The sequence below is a fragment of the Streptomyces chlorus genome, assembly GCF_042655885.1.
GTDB classification, from domain to species: domain Bacteria; phylum Actinomycetota; class Actinomycetes; order Streptomycetales; family Streptomycetaceae; genus Streptomyces; species Streptomyces chlorus.
Window position 1 is genome coordinate 91,178 of sequence record NZ_JBHSOA010000005.1, and the last position, 19,305, is coordinate 110,482.

General features: G+C 71.1%; 16 protein-coding genes and 1 riboswitch. Of the genes, 3 read left to right on the plus strand and 13 right to left on the minus strand.

Annotation, left to right across the window (positions count from 1 at the left end; all coding sequences use genetic code 11):
• From ACFPZI_RS02995 to ACFPZI_RS03050, 12 genes are all read right to left on the minus strand, one after another.
• Positions 1–942, minus strand: coding sequence for a Ppx/GppA phosphatase family protein (locus ACFPZI_RS02995; RefSeq protein WP_381357779.1), 942 nt, complete (start codon positions 940–942; stop codon positions 1–3).
• Positions 939–1,535, minus strand: coding sequence for a DUF501 domain-containing protein (locus ACFPZI_RS03000; RefSeq protein ID WP_381357781.1), 597 nt, complete (start codon positions 1,533–1,535; stop codon positions 939–941). The genes ACFPZI_RS02995 and ACFPZI_RS03000 overlap by 4 nt, the downstream gene beginning before the upstream one ends.
• Before the next feature lie 156 nt (positions 1,536–1,691).
• Complete coding sequence (locus ACFPZI_RS03005; RefSeq protein WP_381357784.1) at positions 1,692–2,168, minus strand: FtsB family cell division protein; 477 nt, start codon at positions 2,166–2,168, stop codon at positions 1,692–1,694.
• 191 nt (positions 2,169–2,359) lie between these two features.
• Positions 2,360–3,649 (minus strand): phosphopyruvate hydratase, encoded by a 1,290-nt coding sequence (eno, locus tag ACFPZI_RS03010; RefSeq protein ID WP_381357787.1) that lies wholly within the window; start codon positions 3,647–3,649, stop codon positions 2,360–2,362.
• A gap of 343 nt (positions 3,650–3,992) precedes the next feature.
• Positions 3,993–4,754 (minus strand): transglycosylase family protein, encoded by a 762-nt coding sequence (locus ACFPZI_RS03015; protein ID WP_381357789.1) that lies wholly within the window; start codon positions 4,752–4,754, stop codon positions 3,993–3,995.
• A 4-nt stretch (positions 4,755–4,758) separates the two neighbouring features.
• Positions 4,759–4,927: riboswitch (cyclic di-AMP (ydaO/yuaA leader) on the minus strand.
• 308 nt (positions 4,928–5,235) lie between these two features.
• Entirely contained in the window at positions 5,236–6,228 is a 993-nt protein-coding gene (locus ACFPZI_RS03020) for a transglycosylase family protein (RefSeq protein ID WP_381357792.1), read from the minus strand.
• A 328-nt stretch (positions 6,229–6,556) separates the two neighbouring features.
• Positions 6,557–7,843, minus strand: coding sequence for a cytochrome P450 family protein (locus ACFPZI_RS03025; RefSeq protein ID WP_381357795.1), 1,287 nt, complete (start codon positions 7,841–7,843; stop codon positions 6,557–6,559).
• Positions 7,844–7,930: 87 nt separating this feature from the next.
• Positions 7,931–8,920 carry a nucleoside triphosphate pyrophosphohydrolase gene (locus tag ACFPZI_RS03030; RefSeq protein ID WP_381357796.1) on the minus strand — a complete coding sequence of 330 codons (990 nt, stop codon included), beginning with the start codon at positions 8,918–8,920 and terminating at the stop codon, positions 7,931–7,933.
• 84 nt (positions 8,921–9,004) lie between these two features.
• On the minus strand, positions 9,005–9,655 hold the full coding sequence (locus ACFPZI_RS03035; RefSeq protein ID WP_381357798.1) for a SurA N-terminal domain-containing protein: 651 nt from the start codon (positions 9,653–9,655) through the stop codon (positions 9,005–9,007).
• 170 nt (positions 9,656–9,825) lie between these two features.
• Entirely contained in the window at positions 9,826–11,322 is a 1,497-nt protein-coding gene (locus tag ACFPZI_RS03040; RefSeq protein ID WP_381357848.1) for a serine/threonine-protein kinase, read from the minus strand.
• 38 nt (positions 11,323–11,360) lie between these two features.
• Entirely contained in the window at positions 11,361–12,071 is a 711-nt protein-coding gene (locus tag ACFPZI_RS03045; protein WP_381357800.1) for a hypothetical protein, read from the minus strand.
• A 274-nt stretch (positions 12,072–12,345) separates the two neighbouring features.
• Positions 12,346–13,071 carry an HNH endonuclease family protein gene (locus tag ACFPZI_RS03050; protein WP_381357850.1) on the minus strand — a complete coding sequence of 242 codons (726 nt, stop codon included), beginning with the start codon at positions 13,069–13,071 and terminating at the stop codon, positions 12,346–12,348.
• A 297-nt stretch (positions 13,072–13,368) separates the two neighbouring features.
• On the opposite strand from ACFPZI_RS03050, the gene ACFPZI_RS03055 reads away from it, so the two are divergent.
• A complete protein-coding gene (locus ACFPZI_RS03055) occupies positions 13,369–13,572 on the plus strand; it encodes an antitoxin (RefSeq protein ID WP_381207476.1) in 204 nt (67 codons plus the stop codon).
• A 231-nt stretch (positions 13,573–13,803) separates the two neighbouring features.
• On the opposite strand, the gene mfd is transcribed toward ACFPZI_RS03055, so the two are convergent.
• Positions 13,804–17,397, minus strand: coding sequence for a transcription-repair coupling factor (gene mfd / locus ACFPZI_RS03060; RefSeq protein ID WP_381357803.1), 3,594 nt, complete (start codon positions 17,395–17,397; stop codon positions 13,804–13,806).
• A 270-nt stretch (positions 17,398–17,667) separates the two neighbouring features.
• Between mfd and ACFPZI_RS03065 the strand changes: the two genes are divergently transcribed.
• Together ACFPZI_RS03065 and ACFPZI_RS03070 are read left to right on the plus strand one after the other, a co-directional pair.
• Positions 17,668–18,459, plus strand: coding sequence for a class I SAM-dependent methyltransferase (locus ACFPZI_RS03065; protein WP_381357806.1), 792 nt, complete (start codon positions 17,668–17,670; stop codon positions 18,457–18,459).
• A 106-nt stretch (positions 18,460–18,565) separates the two neighbouring features.
• Positions 18,566–19,180: a hypothetical protein gene (locus tag ACFPZI_RS03070; RefSeq protein ID WP_381357809.1), complete on the plus strand. Its 615-nt coding sequence runs from the start codon at positions 18,566–18,568 to the stop codon at positions 19,178–19,180.
• Positions 19,181–19,305 lie beyond the last annotated feature (125 nt).

Sequence of the window (19,305 nt, forward strand, 5' to 3'; positions counted from 1 at the left end):
CTACGCCACCGACCAGGCGATCCCGTCCAGGATGTCGTGTTCGCTGACGACGACCTCCTTCGCGCCGGTGCGTTCCATGATCGCGAGAAGGACGAGGGCGCCCGCTCCGATGACGTCGACCCGGCCCGGGTGCATGGAGGGGATCGCCGCGCGTTCGGCGTGGGTGGCGTGGAGGAGCCGGTCGGTGATCTCCCGGACGCGTTCCAGGGTGACCCGGGAGTGGTGGATGGCCGTCGAGTCGTACGCGGGGAGGTCCTGGGCGATCGCCGAGACCGTCGTGACCGAGCCGGCGAGGCCGACCAAGGTGCGGGCCTCGCTCAGCGGGACCGTCCGCTCGGCCTGGTCGAGGGCGGCCTCGATGCCGGCCCGCATGGCCGCGATCCGTTCCTCGGACGGCGGGTCCTCCACCACCCCGTTCACCAACAGGTGACGTTCGGTCATCCGTACGCAGCCCACGTCGACGGACCGGGCGGCGCGCACATGGTCGTCGCCCACGACGAACTCGGTGGAGCCGCCGCCGATGTCCACGACCAGGAACGGGCGGTGCAGGTCCGCACGGCCCGTCAATTCCTTGGTGGCGCCGGTGAAGGAGAACTCGGCCTCCTGGTCGCCGGTGATGACCTCGGGCTCCACGCCGAGGATGTCCAGCACCCCGCGCACGAAATCGTCGCGGTTCTCGGCGTCGCGGGAGGCGGAGGTGGCGACGAAGCGGAGGCGCTGCGCGCCGTGCTCCTTGATGGCCGCCGCGTACTCGCGGCAGGCGGCGAACGTCCGCTCCAGCGCCTCGGGGGCGAGCCGGCCCGTGCGGTCGACGCCCTGGCCGAGCCGCACGATCGTCATGCGCCGGTCCAGGTCGGTCAGTTCACCTGTCTTTGGGTCGGCGTCCGCCACCAGGAGCCGGATGGAGTTGGTACCGCAGTCGATGGCGGCGACACGGGTCACTGGTCGTCTCCCTCGATCGGCTTGACGGCGAAGTGGCCGTCGTCCGAGGCGTCCACCTGCCACCCCTCGCCCGCGGGCGGCGCGACCGTCACACAGGCTCCCTTGCGCCACCACTCGGGCAGCATCGCCAGTGCCTCGTCGCCCAGCGGGTTGACCCCGGGGCCGGCGGCCAGCGAGTGGGCGACCAGGACGTGCAGGCACTTCACCCGGTCCGGCATCCCGCCGGCGCTCGGGAAGTTCTTCAGTTCCTCGATCTCGTCGCGGCGCCGGATGTAGTCCTCGTGCGCCGCGCGGTACGCGGCCGCCAGCTCCGGGTCCGTCGCCAGCCGCTCCGTCATCTCCTTCATCACACCGTTCGCCTCCAGCGTCCCGATCGCCGAGGCGGCCCGGGGGCAGGTGAGGTAGTACAGCGTCGGGAAGGGGGTGCCGTCGGGCAGCTTCGGCGCGGTCTCGACGACGTCCGGCTGCCCGCAGGGGCAGCGGTGCGCGATGGCGCGCAGCCCGCGCGGGGGCCGGCCGAGCTGCTGCTTGAACGCCTCGACGTCCGCGTCGGTCGGTTCGGTGCGCGGGGTCGTGGGCGGGGGCGTGTCCATACCTGTCTTTCTACGGTTCTCGGCGGTTCTCGGCGGTTGTCTGTGCGGCTTCTGCGCGGTCCTCCGCACGACGGGGCTGTCGCAGTCGTACGGGGTCGTGCGGCCGGCCCTGCGGGTTCCGGTGAACCGCAGGGCATCAAGGCTACGGCCCCGGGCTCATCGCTCGGCCGCGTCGGACTTGTCGATGCCGTCCCAGACGTTCGCGTACCAGGGACGGTCGGCCGATCCGCGGTCGGCGCGCGGCTGCTCGGCCGTACCTGGGTCGATCACGATGTAGCCGGTCTCGCCGGGCATGACGTAGTGCAGCCGCGCGCGGACCTGCTGCTCGGCGTAGGCGTCGTCCTGCCAGCGCGCCTTGATGTCGCGCAACTGTTCGACCCGCTGGCGGGCCTGGTCCTTCTCCAGCTGGAGGTCGGCGATGTCGGCACGCTGGGACACGTACTGCCGCATGGGATAGGCGAGGGCCACGATCAGCGAGCAGACCACCAGGGCGAGCAGCGCGGCCCGGCCGGTCAGCCGGGAGCGGCGGGCCTGGCGCTTGGTCTGCGAGCGGTAGACCCGGGCGGCGGTCTGCTCGCCGATCAGCCGGATCCTGGTCGCGGTGGAGAACCGATCCCGGTCCTTCACGGCCATGCCCCCGCCTCCCGTTCCCCTGTCATACGCGCGTACGTCCCCGGACACGGTACGGGACCGCGTCCGGGGACGTAGGGACTACTGGCCGGGAAACGACCCGGGCCGTCACCCTGTACGGGTCAGCGGGTCAGCCCTCGCTGTACCTACTGGTTCGCAGAGCGCCGTACCTACTGGTTCGCAGAGCGCCGTACCTACTGGTTCGCAGAGCGAAACCGCGGGAAGGCGCTGCGGCCCGCGTACACCGCGGCGTCGTCGAGGATCTCCTCGATACGCAGCAGCTGGTTGTACTTGGCGACGCGCTCGGAGCGGGCCGGGGCACCGGTCTTGATCTGGCCGCAGTTGGTGGCGACGGCCAGGTCGGCGATGGTGACGTCCTCCGTCTCACCGGAGCGGTGCGACATCATGCACTTGAAGCCGTTGCGCTGGGCCAGCTCGACGGCGTCCAGGGTCTCGGTCAGCGAACCGATCTGGTTCACCTTGACCAGCAGGGCGTTGGCCGCGCCCTCCTCGATGCCGCGGGCCAGGCGCTCCGGGTTGGTGACGAACAGGTCGTCGCCGACGATCTGGACCTTGTCGCCGAGCTTGTCGGTGAGGATCTTCCAGCCGTCCCAGTCGTCCTCGAACAGCGGGTCCTCGATGGAGACCAGCGGGTACGCCTCGACCAGCTCGGCGTAGTACTCCGTCATCTCGGCGGCGGAGCGCTCCTTGCCCTCGAAGACGTACGTGCCGTCCTTGTAGAACTCGGAGGCGGCGACGTCGAGCGCGAGGGCGATCTGCTCGCCGGGGGTGTAACCGGCTTCCTTGACGGCCTCGAGGATGAGGTCGAGGGCCTCACGGTTGGAGCCGAGGTTCGGGGCGAAACCGCCCTCGTCGCCGAGGCCGGTGGCCAGGCCCTTGCTCTTCAGTACCTTCTTCAGCGTGTGGTAGATCTCGGCGCCCCAGCGCAAGGCCTCGGAGAAGGACTCCGCGCCGATCGGGGCGATCATGAACTCCTGGATGTCCACATTGGAGTCCGCGTGCGAACCGCCGTTGAGGATGTTCATCATCGGCACCGGCAGCAGGTGCGCGTTGGGGCCGCCCAGGTAGCGGAAGAGGGGCAGGTCGCTGGCCTCGGAGGCGGCGTGGGCGACGGCCAGGGAGACGCCGAGGATGGCGTTGGCGCCGAGGGAGCCCTTGTTGTCGGTGGCGTCCAGGTCGAACATCGCCTGGTCGATCAGGCGCTGCTCGGTGGCGTCGTAGCCGACGAGCTCCGGGCCGATCTGCTCGATGACGGCCAGGACGGCCTTCTCGACACCCTTGCCCTGGTAACGGTCGGGGTCGCCGTCACGGAGTTCGATGGCCTCGAAGGCGCCGGTGGAGGCGCCGGACGGGACGGCGGCACGACCCGTGCTGCCGTCGTCGAGGCCGACCTCGACCTCGACCGTGGGGTTACCTCGGGAGTCCAGGATTTCCCGGGCTACGACGACGTCGATGGACGGCACGAGCATCTCCTTCATGGATGTGACGTGGTTCAGCGGGGCCACGGGGCCCTGCGGACCCGAGCCTATCCGGCTCGGGGCGATCGGCCATCCGGTCGGCCGCTTCACGGACAGAACCGAGAGTAAATTGTTTCCGAACGGAACAAAGGCGGTATCGGAAAACCGGGAGACGGAAAACCGGAAAACCGGGAGACCGGAGACCGGAGACCGGGTCCGGGTCCGGCACCGCGCACGAACCGGATCCGGCGTCGAACACGGAAAAGCCCCGCCCCGGCGCGTACGGGGGACACGCGCCGGGGCGGGGCAGGCACCCGTGGGGACGGGGCCAGGACCTGCGACTGCGGCCTTACTTCAGGTGCAGCTGCTGGCCCGGGTAAATGAGGTCGGCATCCTCGACGATCTCGTCGTTCAGCTTGAACAGCTTGCCCCAGCCGCCCTTGACGTCGTGCTCCGAGGCGATCGAGCTGAGGGTGTCGCCCTTGACGACCTTGTACTCACCGTCACCCTTCTCGACCTTCTCGCCGGTCGGGGTGGTGACGGTCTTCTTGGCGGCCGGACGCTCGTCGGAGCGGGAGGCCTTCTGCTCGGCGGAACGCTCGGGAGCGGCCTCGGCGCTCCGCTCCTGGGACTTCTGCTTCGGGGACTCCTGCTTCTGGGACTTCTGCGAGGAGCCGCTGTCCTGGTTGCCGGAGCTCTGGTTGCCCGAGCCCTCGGCGGAACCGCCACCGGTGTAGGCCGCGTTGGACAGGCCCGTGCCGCAGACCGGCCAGGCACCCTTGCCCTGGCCGGCGAGGACCTTCTCGGCGATCTGGATCTGCTGGGCCTTGCTGGCCTGGTCGGCGGTGCCGGCGTGCGCCGTGCCGCCGTAGCCGGCCCAGGTGGAGGCGGAGAACTGCAGACCGCCGTAGTAGCCGTTGCCGGTATTGATCGACCAGTTGCCGCCGGACTCGCACTGGGCGACGGCGTCCCACTCGGAGGCGGTGGCGGCGGAAGCGTTGCCGGCCGCCATCAGCGGGGCGGCGACAGCGACACCGGTGACGCCGGCGACGGCGATGACACGGGTGGCCTTGGACGGACGACGGTGCTTGCCCTTGCCGGAAAACAGCATGAATGGATCCCCTCACCGACGCCTACGAGGTGAGCTGTCGGGTTCGGGCCGGTTGAGTTGCCCGGCCGCGTCCCTCACGGGACGCGGCTTCACCCCAAGCCACATCCGGCTTTCTCCACCGGATTTGGCGCCTACCTTGGGTCCCCCGCTCCTGCCTACGGCGCATGACGCGACGACTGTTCCCGTGCTGCCACTGGCAGGATTCGGCGTGGCGGCAGCCGGGGCCCGCGATGGCGAGCGGTCCTGACCGTAGACACGCGCTCGGCGGATTATCAAAGACGATCAGGGCTTCTGAGACCTATCTCTCATCGCCTTTAAATCAGACATTCTTCGCGAATCATGACCTCAACTGGCCCCGTCGACACGCTTTTTCGCACGCCGACCCAACTGCCGCCCAGTCACCACTCAACCGGTGCCCAGCTACCGCTCAGCCCTGCCGCCCGGCCGGGAAAGGCCCGCACGCCCAGCCGGCACCCGGATGTCAGCCGTTGTCCGACTCGAACCCGAACGAAAGCGTCTGACCGGGAAGGATGAGGTTCGAGGCGGCCGCGCCCAGGATCTCGTCCCCTCCGCTGTACTGGGCGAGCCATCCGCCGCCGAGGGCAAGGGAGTCGGAGGCGGCCGAGGAGCCGCTCCCGGAGCCCGCGCCGGAGTCGCTCGACGGGGACGAACTGCCAAGGCCGCGCGTGAAGCCGAGACCGCCGCGCGAAGCGTGCCGGCCGGAGGATCCGGCGTCACGGTCCTCACGCACCTCTTCCTCGGCGTTGGCGCCGCGGTGACGGCCGCCGCCGGAGTCCTCGCCGCCAGCCGAGGCCGAAGCGTCGACCTTCTGCTCGGACTTGTCCGATTCCTCACCCTTGGCCGAGGCCGAAGGAGAGGGGGAAGCGGAGGAGGAAGCACTGGGGCCGGCCGATCCACCCTTCTCCCCCTCTTTCCCCTCCTTCCCCTTCGCCTTGCCCTCCGTGGCGTCCTCCGCGTCCGCCGAGGAGTCGGAGGACTGCGACGGCGACGGGGTGGCGGTCCTTTCGGAACCGGGCTTGGCCGACGAGCCGTCCTCCACGCCGGTGTCCACGCCGGTGTCCACGCCGGGCACGGACGATTCCTGGTTCAGTCCCCCCAGCAGCCCACAGGCTCTCCACGCGCCGACACCCTGGTCGGCGAGGATCTTCTCGGCCACCGCTATCTGCTGGCCCCGGCTGGCCTGGTCGGCGCTGGTCGCGTAGTCGAGGCCGCCGTACTTCTCCCAGGCCTCCTGGGTCAGTTGCAGACCGCCGTAGTAGCCGTTGCCGGAGTTCTGGCTCCAGGAGCCGCCGGACTCGCACTCGGCGACCCGGTCCCAGGTCGAGCCGTCGGCCGCGCTGGCCGCGCCGGCCCCGAGAAGGGGAATCGCGATGGCCGAGCCGGTCACTCCGGCCGCGACGAGAAGAGCCGGAGCCTGGCGGGGGCGGCGGTGACGACCATTGCCGGAGAGCATGCGGAGACCTTTCGCAGGACAACAGTTACTCGCACGGCGGTTCGAACTGCGCTGCTGTGAAAGCGAGGTGCCGTGCTTGATGGGTGAACGTATCCGCAGTCGAACGTCTGTCACAAGTTAATGCCGCGCAGATCACACTAAGATCACAGAGCTGAGTGAGCGTCACCTTTACCTCGCTCCTACCAAGGCTCGACAGACCGTGTCCGAAGGGGGCCTGACGGTCACCTGCACGGTGGCCGACGGGCATTTCGAGGGCTGCCCGGGGGCCGGTTCGAAGACCTTCCGGGGCATTTCGGAGGACGTCGAGCGCTTCCCCTCATGGGCGAAATCACTTCGGTGGCGGGGTGAATCGCACCGGCAGTGTGCGCAGTCCGCGCATGATGAGGCCGCCGCGCCAGCGCAGTTCGGCCGGGTCCGCCGCGAGTTCAAGGTCCGGCAGACGGGTCAGCAGCGTGGCGAGCGCGGTCTGGCCCTCCAGGCGGGCCAGTGGGGCGCCGAGGCAGTAGTGGATGCCGTGGCCGTACCCCAGATGCTGGTTGTCGCGCCGTGCGAGGTCGAGCGCGTCGGGGTCGGCGAACCGCTCCGGATCGCGGTCCGCGGCGGCCAGGACGACGAGGACCGGGTCACCGGCCGAGATGTGCTGCCCGCCGAGGGTGAGCGCCTCGGTGGCGAACCGCCAGGTGGCCAGCTCCACGGGCCCGTCGTAGCGCAGAAGTTCCTCCACTCCGGTCTCCAGCAGCCCGCGCTCGCCGGCGGCGAGGGACGTCTGCAGGCGCTCACGCTGCCCCGGGTGGGTGAGGAGGGCGTAGGTGCCGTTGCCGATCAGATTGACGGTGGTCTCGAAGCCGGCGAACAACAGGATGAACGCCATGGCGGCGGCCTCGTTCTCGGTGAGGTGCTCACCGTGGTCGGAGGCACGGATCAAGCCGGAGATGAGGTCCTCGCCGGGGGCGGCTTCGGCGGGCAGTGCCTCGCGCTTGCGGTGGATCAGGTCGGCCAGGTAGCCGCGCATCTTCTTCACCGACCGGGCGACGCCGCCCCTGGGACCTCCCTGGTGACGGATCATCATGCCCGCCCAGTCCCGGAAGTCGTCCTGGTCCTCGCGGGGAACGCCGAGCAGGTCGCAGATGGCGTAGATGGGGAGCGGGAAGGCGAAGTCGTGGATGAGGTCGGCGGAACCGCTGTCCGCGAACCGGTCGATGAGCCCGTCGGTGAGCTCCTGCACCCGGGGCGCGAACTCGGCGATACGGCGCGGTGTGAACGCCTTGCTGACCAGCCTGCGCAGCCGGGTGTGGTCCGGCGGGTCGATGTTGAGCAGATGCGTCATCAGCTCGGCCTTGCGCTCACCGGGGATGCCGGTCCTGCCCTTGGCGTGGGCGGGCTCGTCGTGGTGCGCCGGGTTCTTGGAGAGGCGGGGGTCGGCGAGGGTCAGCTTGGCGTCGGCGTAACGGGTGACCAGCCAGGCCTCCACCCCGCTGGGCAGCCGCGTCCGGTGCACGGGAGCGTGCTCCCGGAGCCACGCGTACGCGGGGTAGGGGTCGCTCGCGAACTCCCAGGTGAAGAGTTCGGGGGCACCGTTCTCGGGCTGGGGCTGGGGCTGGGGCTGGTCGGTCACCGCTCGACCGTATCCGGCGGCACACGGGCGCGGGGAGGCACGCCCTGCTCACGCGACGGGTATCCGGCGGCACGCGGGCGGGTGCGCCTATTCCCCCACGCCCTCCGCGGCCCGTATCGCGTCCCGGTAGGTCCGAGCGGCCGCGCGCAGCGCCGCCTCCGGGTCGGCGCCCTCCGCCTCGGCCCGCACCGCGAGGGCGAGCAGTTCGTAGCCGATGCCGTCCGCCCGGGGCAGGGGGACGTCCAGCCCGGCCGTGCGGACGCGGGAGGCGAGTTTGGCGGCGAGGGCCAGGCCGGGCTGGCCGAGGGGTACGCCCTCGGTGACCGAGGTGCGCCGCTTCTCGACCGCCTTGGTGCGCAGCCAGTGCGCCTTGACCTCCTCGGGGGTGGTCGCCGTCTCGTCGCCGAAGACATGGGGGTGGCGGTGGATGAGCTTGGCGACGATGCCGCCGGCCACGTCGTCGACGGAGAAGGGCTCCTCGGGATGCTCCTCGGCTATCCGGGCGTGGAAGACGACCTGGAGGAGGACATCGCCCAGTTCCTCGCACAGTTCGTCCCGGTCGCCCTCCTCGATCGCCTCGACGAGTTCGTACGCCTCCTCGATGCCGTACTTCGCCAGGCCCTTGTGGGTCTGCTGGGAGGACCAGGGGCACTCGGCGCGGATGCGGTCCATGACCTGGACGAGGTCGAGCAGGCGGGCGCCGGGCAGGTCGTAGGAGGCGGGGAGCAGTTCCAGCTCCGGCATCGGGACGCGGCCGGTGCCGGCGAGGCGGGCCAGACCGTCGGTCAGGGCGGGCTCGCCCTCGCCTGTCGCCACGACCACCACCGTCCGCCCGCCGGCGCAGGCGTCGACCAGGTCCTCGGCGGCCGGGGACGCCTCCTCGACCGGTATGCCCGCCTCGCGCAGATACGGCAGCTGCGGGTGGGCGCCGTCCGCGCACAGCACCTTGTCGGCCGCGTGCAGGGTCTGCCAGGCGGGCCAGGACAGCAGGCCGGGCGCGACGCGGTGGCTGGTGGTGAGCAGGACGATGCGGCCGGTCGGGGCCGCAGAGGGTGCCGCGGGGCTGATTGCGTTCACGATCCGAAACTAACCCACGGCGCCGCCGGCCCCCGAAAGTTGTCCACAGGGGGACCGGCCCGGTCTGAAAGTACGCCTGGCACGTCAGGCGACCGGCTGGGCTCCGGCTGCCCCCGTGACCTCGCGCACCCACGGGGTCACGGCGTCGACGCGGCTGCTCTTCTCGTCGTCCCAGCTGCCGTAGCGCGGGTTGAGGTCGACGTCGAGCTTCTTGCTCGCCTCGGACAGTGCCTGCCAGAACTCGGGCCTGCTGGTGTCGGTGCCGAGCCCCTGGGCGAGCTTCTGGGCCTGGAGCTGAAGGCGGAGGTTGTCGTCGAGCCGCTGCGGCGGGATGCCGTACTGCTGCAGCCAGGTCGACTCCAGTGCCTCGGCCCCGCCGGCCTGCTCCTCCAGACCGAACCGCATTCCCTGGATCTCCTTGGGGGTGACCGTCACGCCGGCGTCGCGCGCGGCGTGCTCCAGCACCCGGTCCAGGACCATGCCGTGCAGGGTGTCGCGGGTGAGGCTGCCGGTGCGGGCGATGGCCTGCGCGTACTGGGCCTCGCCCGGCACCGCCTCCTGCTGGGCCACGCGGATCTCGTTGACCCGGTTCTCCAGCTGCGACACCGTGATCCGCTGGCCGCCCACGACGGCCGCCGCTCCGGGACGGGCGTCGTTCCCGCAGGCGGTGAGCAGGGGGGCTGCCGCGGTGAGGGCGGCGGTGAGGAGGAGCGCGGTGCGACGACGGCGGTGCAAGGAAACCTCCTGGGGAAGCTTGTGCGGCGGTGCACAAAGTCTTGCGATGATCGATGGTAGGCAGCGGCCGAGCTCTGGCCAACCCATTCGACCAACGATTCACCAGGACTTCCGGCACCGCCGTGCGCCTACCGGCCCGGCCGGGTTCCGAAATGAGACGCCCTGTCCTGCTATCCGTGTACCTGCCCCAGCCACTGCAGAGTCCGGCGGATCTCGCCGGCGAGCGGGTGGCCGGGACCCTGGGAGCGCTCCACGTCGTGCAGCAGCCGGGCCAGGGTGTCGTGGGCCGCGGGACGGTCACCGAGGGCGAGCAGGAGGTGGCCGATGCGACGGCGGACGTCATGGGCGAGCTGCGGGTCGCCCGCGGCCACGTACTGGTTCTCGTAGTACGGCAGCAGAGCCCGGTACTCGGAGAGTGCCGCCGTCGGCTGGCCGATCTGCTCCAGGCACTGGGCGGCCTCGTAGCGGTAGCGCAGGGACTGCGGGTCGGCCTGGCCCGCCTCGGTGGCGCGTTCGTCGGCGAGGCGGCGCAGTTCGGGCAGCGCGCGCCGGTACTGGCCGTCGTCCAGGAGGGTGGCCGCGTACTGCTTGCGCAGGGTACGGACGACCGGGGAGTGCTCGCCGTGCTGTTCGGCGGCGGCGGGCAGGATGCCGCCGAGGATGTCCACGGCCTGGGTGATGCGGCCCTCCCCGAGCAGCCGCTTGACCTCGTCCACGGCGGCGGCGACATCGGCCTTCTCCGCGGTGGGCGCGGGCGGTGTGGCGGGGGCGGGCTGGGGCGCGGGAGTACGCGCACGGTCCGGCCAGGGAGCGTGCGGGCGCAGGAAGGGGCGTGTGGGGTCGAGGGGCGCCCCGGTGGGTGTGCCCCTCGACGGCAGCAGCAGCGACAGGTGCTCGTAGACCTCCTGGGCGGAGGCGGGGCGGTGCTGCGGGTCCTTGGCGAGCAGGCGCAGGACCAGCGCCTCCAGGGCCTCGGGAACCTCCTGGCGGACCTGGCGCACCGGCACCGGCGCCTCGTAGAGGTGTCGGTGCAGCACGCCGAGCGCCGTCGAGCCCGCGAAGGGTACGTCGCCACTGAGCAGTTCGTACAGCAGCACACCGAGTGCGTACAGGTCCGTGTACGGGCCGACCACGCCGCCCATCGCCTGCTCGGGGGCCATGTAGGCGGGTGAGCCTATGGGCGAACCGGTGTGCGTCAGGCGGGTGGTGTCACTGTCCATGACGGAGGCGACGCCCAAGTCCAGCACGGTGACCGTGCCGTCCTGCTTCACCATCACATTGCGCGGCTTGAGGTCGCGGTGGACGATCGGCACGGCGTGCACCGCGCTCAGCGCGGCGCACAGTTGCGCGGCCACCGACACCGCCCACTGCCACGGGTACGGGGAGTGCTCGGCGAGGTGGTCGCCGAGGTCGGCGCCGTCGACGTACTGCATGACGAGGAACAGGTCGCCGTCCTCGCTGCCCGCGTCGTGCACGGTGACCAGGCCCGGATGATCGACCTGGGCCGTCACCCGGCACTCGCGCACGAAGCGGCGGCGCAGTTCGTCGGCCTCCTGGCCGGCCACCTTGTCCGGGCGCAGGAGTTTCACCGCGACCCGTCGGTCCAGGCGCTTGTCGTAGGCCGTCCAGACCTGCCCCATGCCGCCCTGTCCGATGAGCGTGGACAGTTCGTAGCGGCCGGCGATGACACGCTTCGCCGTCACGCTCACCTGCCACCTTCGTCGGTGCCGTAGCCCTGGCCCCCGCGGTCGCCGCCGCCCTGGCCGCCGTCGCTTCTGCGCAGATAGTCGCTGAGTTCGTCGAGTTCGGCGCGCACCTGGTCGATACGGGCGGGCCCGGGGCTCTGCGGTGGCTGCGGTGGCTGCGCCGGGGGTATGGGGGTGGACGGCGTGTCACCCCGCACTCCGGGCGCGGGGTGCGGCGCGGGCGCCGGAGGCATCTGCACGTGGGGCATCTGCACGTGGGGCATCTGCGGCTGGGCCTGCGGCACCGGCGTCTGCCCGTACGGCGACGTGGGCTGCGGGTAGCCGTACGGGGCGGGGGTGCCGCCGTGCGCGTGGGGCGACGGCAGGCCGTGCGCCCCGTACTCGCGCAGCCGGTCGTGGTGGCGGATGTCCACGGTCAGGTAGTACACGGCGGCGCCGGCACCCAGGAACAGGACGCAGAGGAAGGCGACATCGGTCCGGAGGTCCTCGGTCGGCAGCGAACCCACCACTATCAGGCAGAAGAGGGACAGCGGCAGGCTCACCCACGCCAGCAGCCAGTCGAAAAAGCGCCCGCGCAGGACCGCGACCCGGAACAGCGGCACGCAGGCCAGCAGTCCGCACGACAGGAAGCCGGCAGCGGCGATCAGCACGCGCAGGGAGATGACCGTTGCCGTGCTGCGGTGGGGCGGCGCCGCGCCGTGGCCGTACATGACTGCTCCTGGACCGGTGTAGCCGATGGGACAAGTGGTGCGCGCACATGACGCGTGGTGCGGGTGCGCGAGTCTGCACGGGGCAGAACGCGGTGGGGAGTCCGAGCGTATAGGCCGACAGGGACAACCGGTCCCGGTGTGTACCGAACCGTTGCCGTCATGACCGTTTCGTCATCCCCCGCACCCTCCGCGCGAGGACCGGACACGGGGCGTACGGGGTTCCACGAAACGGACGGAGCACGGCATGTCGCCCCGCGGCCGGACGAGGCGACGCTCAGCCGCCGCACTGCCGCAGCATCATCTCCTTGTCGGCGGTGGTCACCGGCATCCCGTACTTGACGGCGACCTGGGCGAAGCGGACCGCGTACGCGCACCGGATCTGCTTGCTGGGCGGCAGCCAGGCGGCGGGCCCGGAGTCGCTCTTGGAGGAGTTGGCGCCGCCGTCGACCGGGATGAGGTTGAGGGGGTCGTTCGCCAACTGCTCCCGTTTGTCGACGGACCAGCGGGAGGCGCCCATCTGCCAGCCGTACGAGAGCGGTACCACGTGGTCTATCTGGACCTCGGCCGCCTTCTCCTTGCGCCACTCGATGGTCTTGCCGGTGTACGGGTCGGCCAAAGTCATGGCCACGACCACACAGTTGGAACCGGACCGGAACCGCAGCTTCTGCCCGTCGCGCTGGAGGAGGTCGTTCCGGGTGTCACACCCGTTTCTCGCGAGCGGCACGCCGTCGGCCGTGTCCTTCCAGGCGTAGCCGAACTCGTCGCGGTCGTAGCCGGTCCTCGGTCCGCGCCCCTTGGTCTTCACCGTCTCGATGAGCTCGCGTCCGGCGGCCCGGTCCGTCTCCCCGGTCAGCGGGGCGAGGCCCGGTCCGGTGCCGTCCGGGTTGTCCAGAGGGCTGGCGACCCGCCCGTCCGAGGCCTGTGCCGCACCGTCGCTCGCGGTGGAAGAACCACCCTCCAGGGCCTCGCAGCCCGCGAGAAGCAGCACGGCGGCCAGCATCGGGGCCGCGGGGCCGGCACCGCGGCGCAGGGCCCCGGGTCCGCCGCCCTGGCGCACCCGCCCGCCGGCCACCCCCGCACGTTCCGCTCCGCCCCGCCTCACGCCCGCCGAGAACGTCGTCGAGTACCGCCTCACGGCGCCCCCCTTTTTTCGCACCTTGCACCCGTCCCCGAACGGCCGGGATCTCACTGTCTCCACCGTAGCCAGTGAGAGGTCCAGACCACATCGTCACAAAAGGGGCATTCGACGCGCGTTCCGCGTAGGGTCGGTGCTGAGTCACCCGGGAAGGAGCTCTGGATGGGCATCTTCGACAAGTTCAAGAGCAGCCGCGCGGCACAGGACAAGGCGAAGAAGGCCTCCGACGCCGCGGAGAAGAAGATCAACGAGAGGACCGGCGGCAAGTACGAGGACCAGATCGACGCCGGGCAGCGGCAGGCCGAGGAACGGCTCGGCATGAACCGGGACCAGGGCCGGGACCAGGACCGCCCCGGTCAGGCGTAGCCCCGGGCCCTCTCCCAGCCGTCGGACCGGAAACACACCGGGAAACCCGGATGATCCGTCGTGCGCGGCCCGGCCCCGCAAGGGAGCCGGGGAGCCCGCACGACAGGACCGTCCGGAACGTACGTGGCCACGACCCGATGTGACTCCTGGCCGTGAACCGCCCGCGGACTCCCCTCCCCGTGGGCGGTTTCGCACGTCCGGGCAGCCCCGGGCACGGCGGGGCCTGCCGGCTCACGACCCCAGGATCGACGTCAGGAACTCCCCGACCCACGCCAGCAACTCCCGGCCGACCAGCGGCTTCCCGCCCACCTTCGCGGTCTTCGGACGGGGCACCAGCACCTGGTGCGCGGCCGGCTTGATGACCGTGCCGGGATAGAGCCGCTTGAGGCGCAGCTCCTGGGACTCGCGCAACTCCACCGGCGCGAACCGGATGGTGCTGCCCTGCAGGACGATCTCACCGACGCCGCACGCGCGGGCGAGCATCCGCAGCCCCGCCACCAGCAGCAGGTTCTCCACCGGTTCCGGCAACTTGCCGTAGCGGTCGACGAGTTCCTCGCGCACCGCCTTGACGTCCTCTTCCTTGTCGGCGGCGGCGATCGCCCGGTACGCCTGCAGACGCAGCCGCTCGCCGGGCGCGTAGTCGTGCGGGACGTGCGCGTCGACGGGCAGCTCGATCCTGACCTCGATCGGCGGCTCCTCCTGGAGCTCACCGGTCTCCAGCTGGCGCCGGTAGTCCGCGACGGCCTCGCCGACCATCCGGACGTACAGGTCGAAGCCGACGCCCGCGATGTGACCCGACTGCTCGCCACCGAGCAGGTTTCCGGCGCCGCGGATCTCCAGGTCCTTCATCGCCACATACATGCCCGCACCCATCTCGGTGTGCTGGGCGATGGTCGCGAGCCGCTCGTGCGCGGTCTCCGTCAGCGGCTTCTCCGGCGGGTACAGGAAGTACGCGTAACCGCGCTCCCGGCCGCGGCCGACCCGGCCGCGCAGCTGGTGCAGCTGGCTGAGGCCGAAGTTGTCGCCGCGTTCCACGATCAGGGTGTTGGCGTTGGAGATGTCGATGCCGGACTCGACGATCGTCGTCGACACCAGCACGTCGAACTTATTCTCCCAGAAGTCGACGACGACCTGCTCCAGCGCCGACTCCGACATCTGCCCGTGGGCGGTCGCGATGCGCGCCTCGGGCACGATCTCGCGCAGCCGGGCCGCCGCGCGGTCGATCGACTCGACCCGGTTGTGGATGTAGAAGACCTGCCCCTCGCGCAGCAGTTCACGGCGGACGGCCGCGCCGATCTGCTTCTCCTCGTAGGGGCCGACGAAGGTGAGGACCGGGTGGCGCTCCTCCGGCGGCGTGGTGATCGTCGACATCTCGCGGATGCCGGTGACCGCCATCTCCAGGGTGCGCGGGATCGGGGTGGCGGACATGGTCAGCACGTCGACGTTGGCGCGCAGCTTCTTCAGCTGCTCCTTGTGCTCGACACCGAACCGCTGCTCCTCGTCGACGATGACCAGGCCCAGGTCCTTGAACTTGGTCTCCGAGGAGAACAGCCGGTGAGTGCCGATGACGACGTCCACCGAGCCCTCCTTCAGGCCCTCCAGGACCGCCTTGGCCTCCGTGTCGGTCTGGAAGCGGGACAGCGCCCGCACGTTCACCGGGAACTGCGCGTACCGGTCGCCGAACGTACCGAAGTGCTGCTGCACCAGCAGCGTCGTGGGAACGAGGACGGCGACCTGCTTGCCGTCCTGGACGGCCTTGAACGCGGCCCGCACCGCGATCTCCGTCTTGCCGTAGCCGACGTCGCCGCAGATCAGCCGGTCCATGGGGACCGTCTTCTCCATGTCCTCCTTGACCTCGGCGATGGTGGTGAGCTGATCGGGCGTCTCCACGTACGGGAAGGCGTCCTCCAGCTCGCGCTGCCAGGGCGTGTCGCCGCCGAAGGCGTGCCCGGGGGCCGCCATGCGCGCGCTGTACAGCTTGATCAGGTCGGCGGCGATCTCCTTGACGGCCTTCTTGGCGCGGGCCTTCGTCTTGGTCCAGTCGGCGCCGCCGAGCCGGTGCAGGGTGGGCGCCTCGCCGCCGACGTACTTGGTGATCTGCTCCAGCTGGTCGGTGGGGATGTAGAGGCGGTCGCCGGGCTGGCCGCGCTTGGCGGGGGCGTACTCCACCACCAGGTACTCGCGGGTCGCGCCCTGCACGGTGCGCTGCACCATCTCGATGTAGCGGCCGACACCGTGCTGCTCGTGGACGATGTAGTCGCCCGCCTCCAGGGTGAGCGGGTCGATGGTCTTGCGGCGCCGGGCCGGCATCCGGGCGCCCTCGCGGCCGGATGCCTTCTGGCCGGACAGGTCGGTCTCGGTGAGCACCGCGAGCCGGAGCACGGGGTCGACGAAGCCGTGGTCGATGGAGCCGCAGGCGACGTGCACGAGGGACGGGGCGATCTCGCCGAGGTCGCCCGTCCCCGGCTTTCCTTCGGCCCCGGCCAGGCGGGCCGGGATGCCCTCGCCGCCGAGCACCTCCACGGTGCGGGCGGCCGGGCCGTGGCCCTCGGTGACGAACACCGTGCGCCAGCCGTCGGCGAGCCAGCCCTTGGTGTCGGCGAGCGCCCGCGCGGTGTCGCCCCGGTAGGTCTCCGGGGCGTGCATGCCGAGCTTGAGGGTGTCCGAGGCCCCCGCCCCGTCGCCCTCCCCGTCGCCGTCGGACGCGAACGTCTCGTCGGCGGCGAACGGCGACACCGACCACCACATCATCTCCAGCTCGCGGGCCCGCTCACGGACGTCCGCGAGGGACCACAGGGAGGCCGCGCCGACGTCGATGGGAGCCTCGCCGCCCCCGGCCGTGGCCGCCCAGGACGCCTGCAGGAACTCCTGCGAGGTCGCGACCAGGTCCGACGCACGGGTCCGCACCCGCTCCGGGTCGCACACGACGCCCATGCTGCCCTCGGGCAGGACGTCGAGCAGCAGCTCCATGTCGTCGACCAGGACCGGTGCGAGGGACTCCATGCCCTCCACCGCGATCCCCTCGGCGATCTTCCCGAGCAGTTCGCCCAGCTCCGGGTGCTGCTCGGCCAGCACACGCGCGCGCTCCCGTACGTCCTCGGTGAGCAGCAGCTCCCGGCAGGGCGGGGCCCACAGACCGTGCTCGGCGATCTCCAGGGACCGCTGGTCGGCGACCTTGAAGTAGCGGATCTCCTCGACGTCGTCGCCCCAGAACTCCACACGAAGGGGGTGTTCCTCGGTGGGCGGGAACACGTCGAGGATGCCGCCGCGTACGGCGAACTCGCCGCGCTTCTCGACCAGTTCCACGCGCGCGTACGCGGCGGCGGCGAGCGCCTCGACGGTCTCGTTCAGGTCGGCGCTCCCCCCGGTCCGCAGCGCGACCGGCTCCAGCTCACCCAGGCCCTTGACCTGTGGCTGGAGCACGGACCGGACGGGCGCGACGACGACCGACACCGGGCCCGTCTCCGGGTCGTCCGCCCGGGGGTGCGCCAGCCGGCGCAACACGGCCAGGCGGCGTCCCACGGTGTCGCTGCGGGGGCTGAGCCGCTCGTGCGGCAGCGTCTCCCAGGACGGGTACTCCACGACCTCCTCCGGCGGGAGCATGGAGCGCAGGGCCGCCGCCAGGTCCTCCGCCTCCCGGCCGGTCGCCGTCACGGCCAGCACCGTACGACCGGTCTCCCGGGCGAGGGCGGCGACCGCGAACGGGCGGGCGGCGGGGGGACCGACCAGGTCGACGTGCATGCGGTTGCCGTCGGTGGCCGCCGAGATCGCTTCCGCGAGGGCGGTGTCCTTGACGACGGCGTCCAACAGACCGTGCAGGCTCATTCGGGGCGCTTTCATCCGGAGGTGTGCAACACGACGGGCCCGACACGCGTCGCGGGCCGGGGGTCTCCAGCGTACGACGCCCCGCCCCGGCCGCCGCGCCCCGTGGACGGCGGCGGACGACGGACGACAGTGGGCGGTGGACGCCGGATGACGGATGACGGTGGACAGCAGCGGGCAGCGGTGGACGGAGCACGGCGGCGGACGGCGTCCGACGGACGGCCCTCCTCGAGTCACCCGTGTCGCTACACCCAGTAGATCGTTGATATCACTGTGACTACAGAAAGTTACGGCGACGTGCTGTTCTCATCGGCGCGCAACAACGAACAGACACGTCTGGACGGACTCACCCGGGCCCTGGACCCGGTCTCCTTCCAAACCCTGCACGATCTCGGTGTCGGACCCGGCTGGCGTTGCCTCGACGTCGGAGCGGGAACCGGTACCGTCAGCACCTGGCTGAGCCGGACCGTCCACGGGCCGGTCACCGCGGTCGACCGCGACATCACGTTCCTGGCCCGGAAACGGACGCACCTCGATGTCGTCCACGCGGACATCAACCACACCGACTTCCCTCCGGGCGCGTTCGACCTCGTCCACGCCAGGCTGTTGATGATGCACCTGCGGCAGCGGGAGGAACTGCTGCCCCGCATGCTGTCCTGGGTGCGGCCGGGAGGGCTGCTGGTGCTCACCGACGGTGTCGCACTGCATCCCGAGCAATACCACCATCCCGCCTACCGTGAGGTGATGACGGGGCACTTCCGCATGATGGCGAACGTGATCGGCAGCGACCTCCACTTCGCCTCCCGGTATCCGCAGATCCTCACGGACCTGGGACTGGCCAAGGTCGGTCTGCTCGCGCACCATCCGATCATCGGGATGAACCCGGGGTTCGCCACCTTCGTCGCGCACACGCTCGAGCAGTCCGAGAGCCACCTGCTGGCCGACGGGATCTCCCAGGCCGCGCTGGACGAGGCCGTCGCCCACGTGCGCCGGCCCGAGACCCGGGAGATGTTCATCGCGATGCTGACGGCGTGGGGACACAGACCGCACGAGGCCGCCCGGTAGGCCCACCCCGCCCCCGCACCACACCTCTGCGCCGCGCTCCTGTGCTCCGTCCCTGCGCTCCGTGCCGAGTCCTCCCGCATTTCAGCGAAAGCAAGCCGCTCATCAGATGACCACAGTCCCTCCTTACGCTCCACCCCCCGGTCCCGCGCCCGGACTCGACCTGCGCATCACCGAGTTCACCTCTTCCCGCACGCGCATGCTCCTGGCGAGCGACGGCCTGACGACCGTCCTCCTCGAAGCGGCGGCGAAGGCTCCCCTGCACGTCCGGATCACCCATACCGCCCGGCTGTCCGCGCACGCCCTCGACGACTCCACCTCCTGGACCGCACTGGGTCTTGAGGCGGGCCAACCGTGCCTGCTGCGCCGGACCCGGCTGGTCACCCCCGCCGGCGTACCCGTCTCCGCCAACGTCGTGGTCGCCGCGGCCGGCCGCGACGCGGATGTGGACGCGGCGATGCTGGCCTCGCGGCCCCTGGGGTACGCGCTGGCCGACCGGGGCTGCCGACTGGAGCGGCGCCTGCTCCATGTCGGCCGCGCCGCCTGGCCCGAGGCACCGGACAGGACCTGCGCGTCCAAGACGTACGTGATGTACAACGCGGGCGGGCCGCTGATCTTCGTCCGGGAGACGTTCAACCCCGCCTATTTCCCCTCCGGCACGGACGGGACGGCCACCGCGCGTGAGGCGTGCACGGCGAAGGGTCCGGCCCGGCCGGCGCCATGAAGAGGTCCGGTCTGCGGACCGGTCGGCGGGACCGGTCAGCGGGACCGGTCAGCGGGACCGGTCAGCGGGACCGACGGGCGAGGCCGGGCCGGCCTCCGCCACGTGGGCTCCGGCCGCCCTCGGCA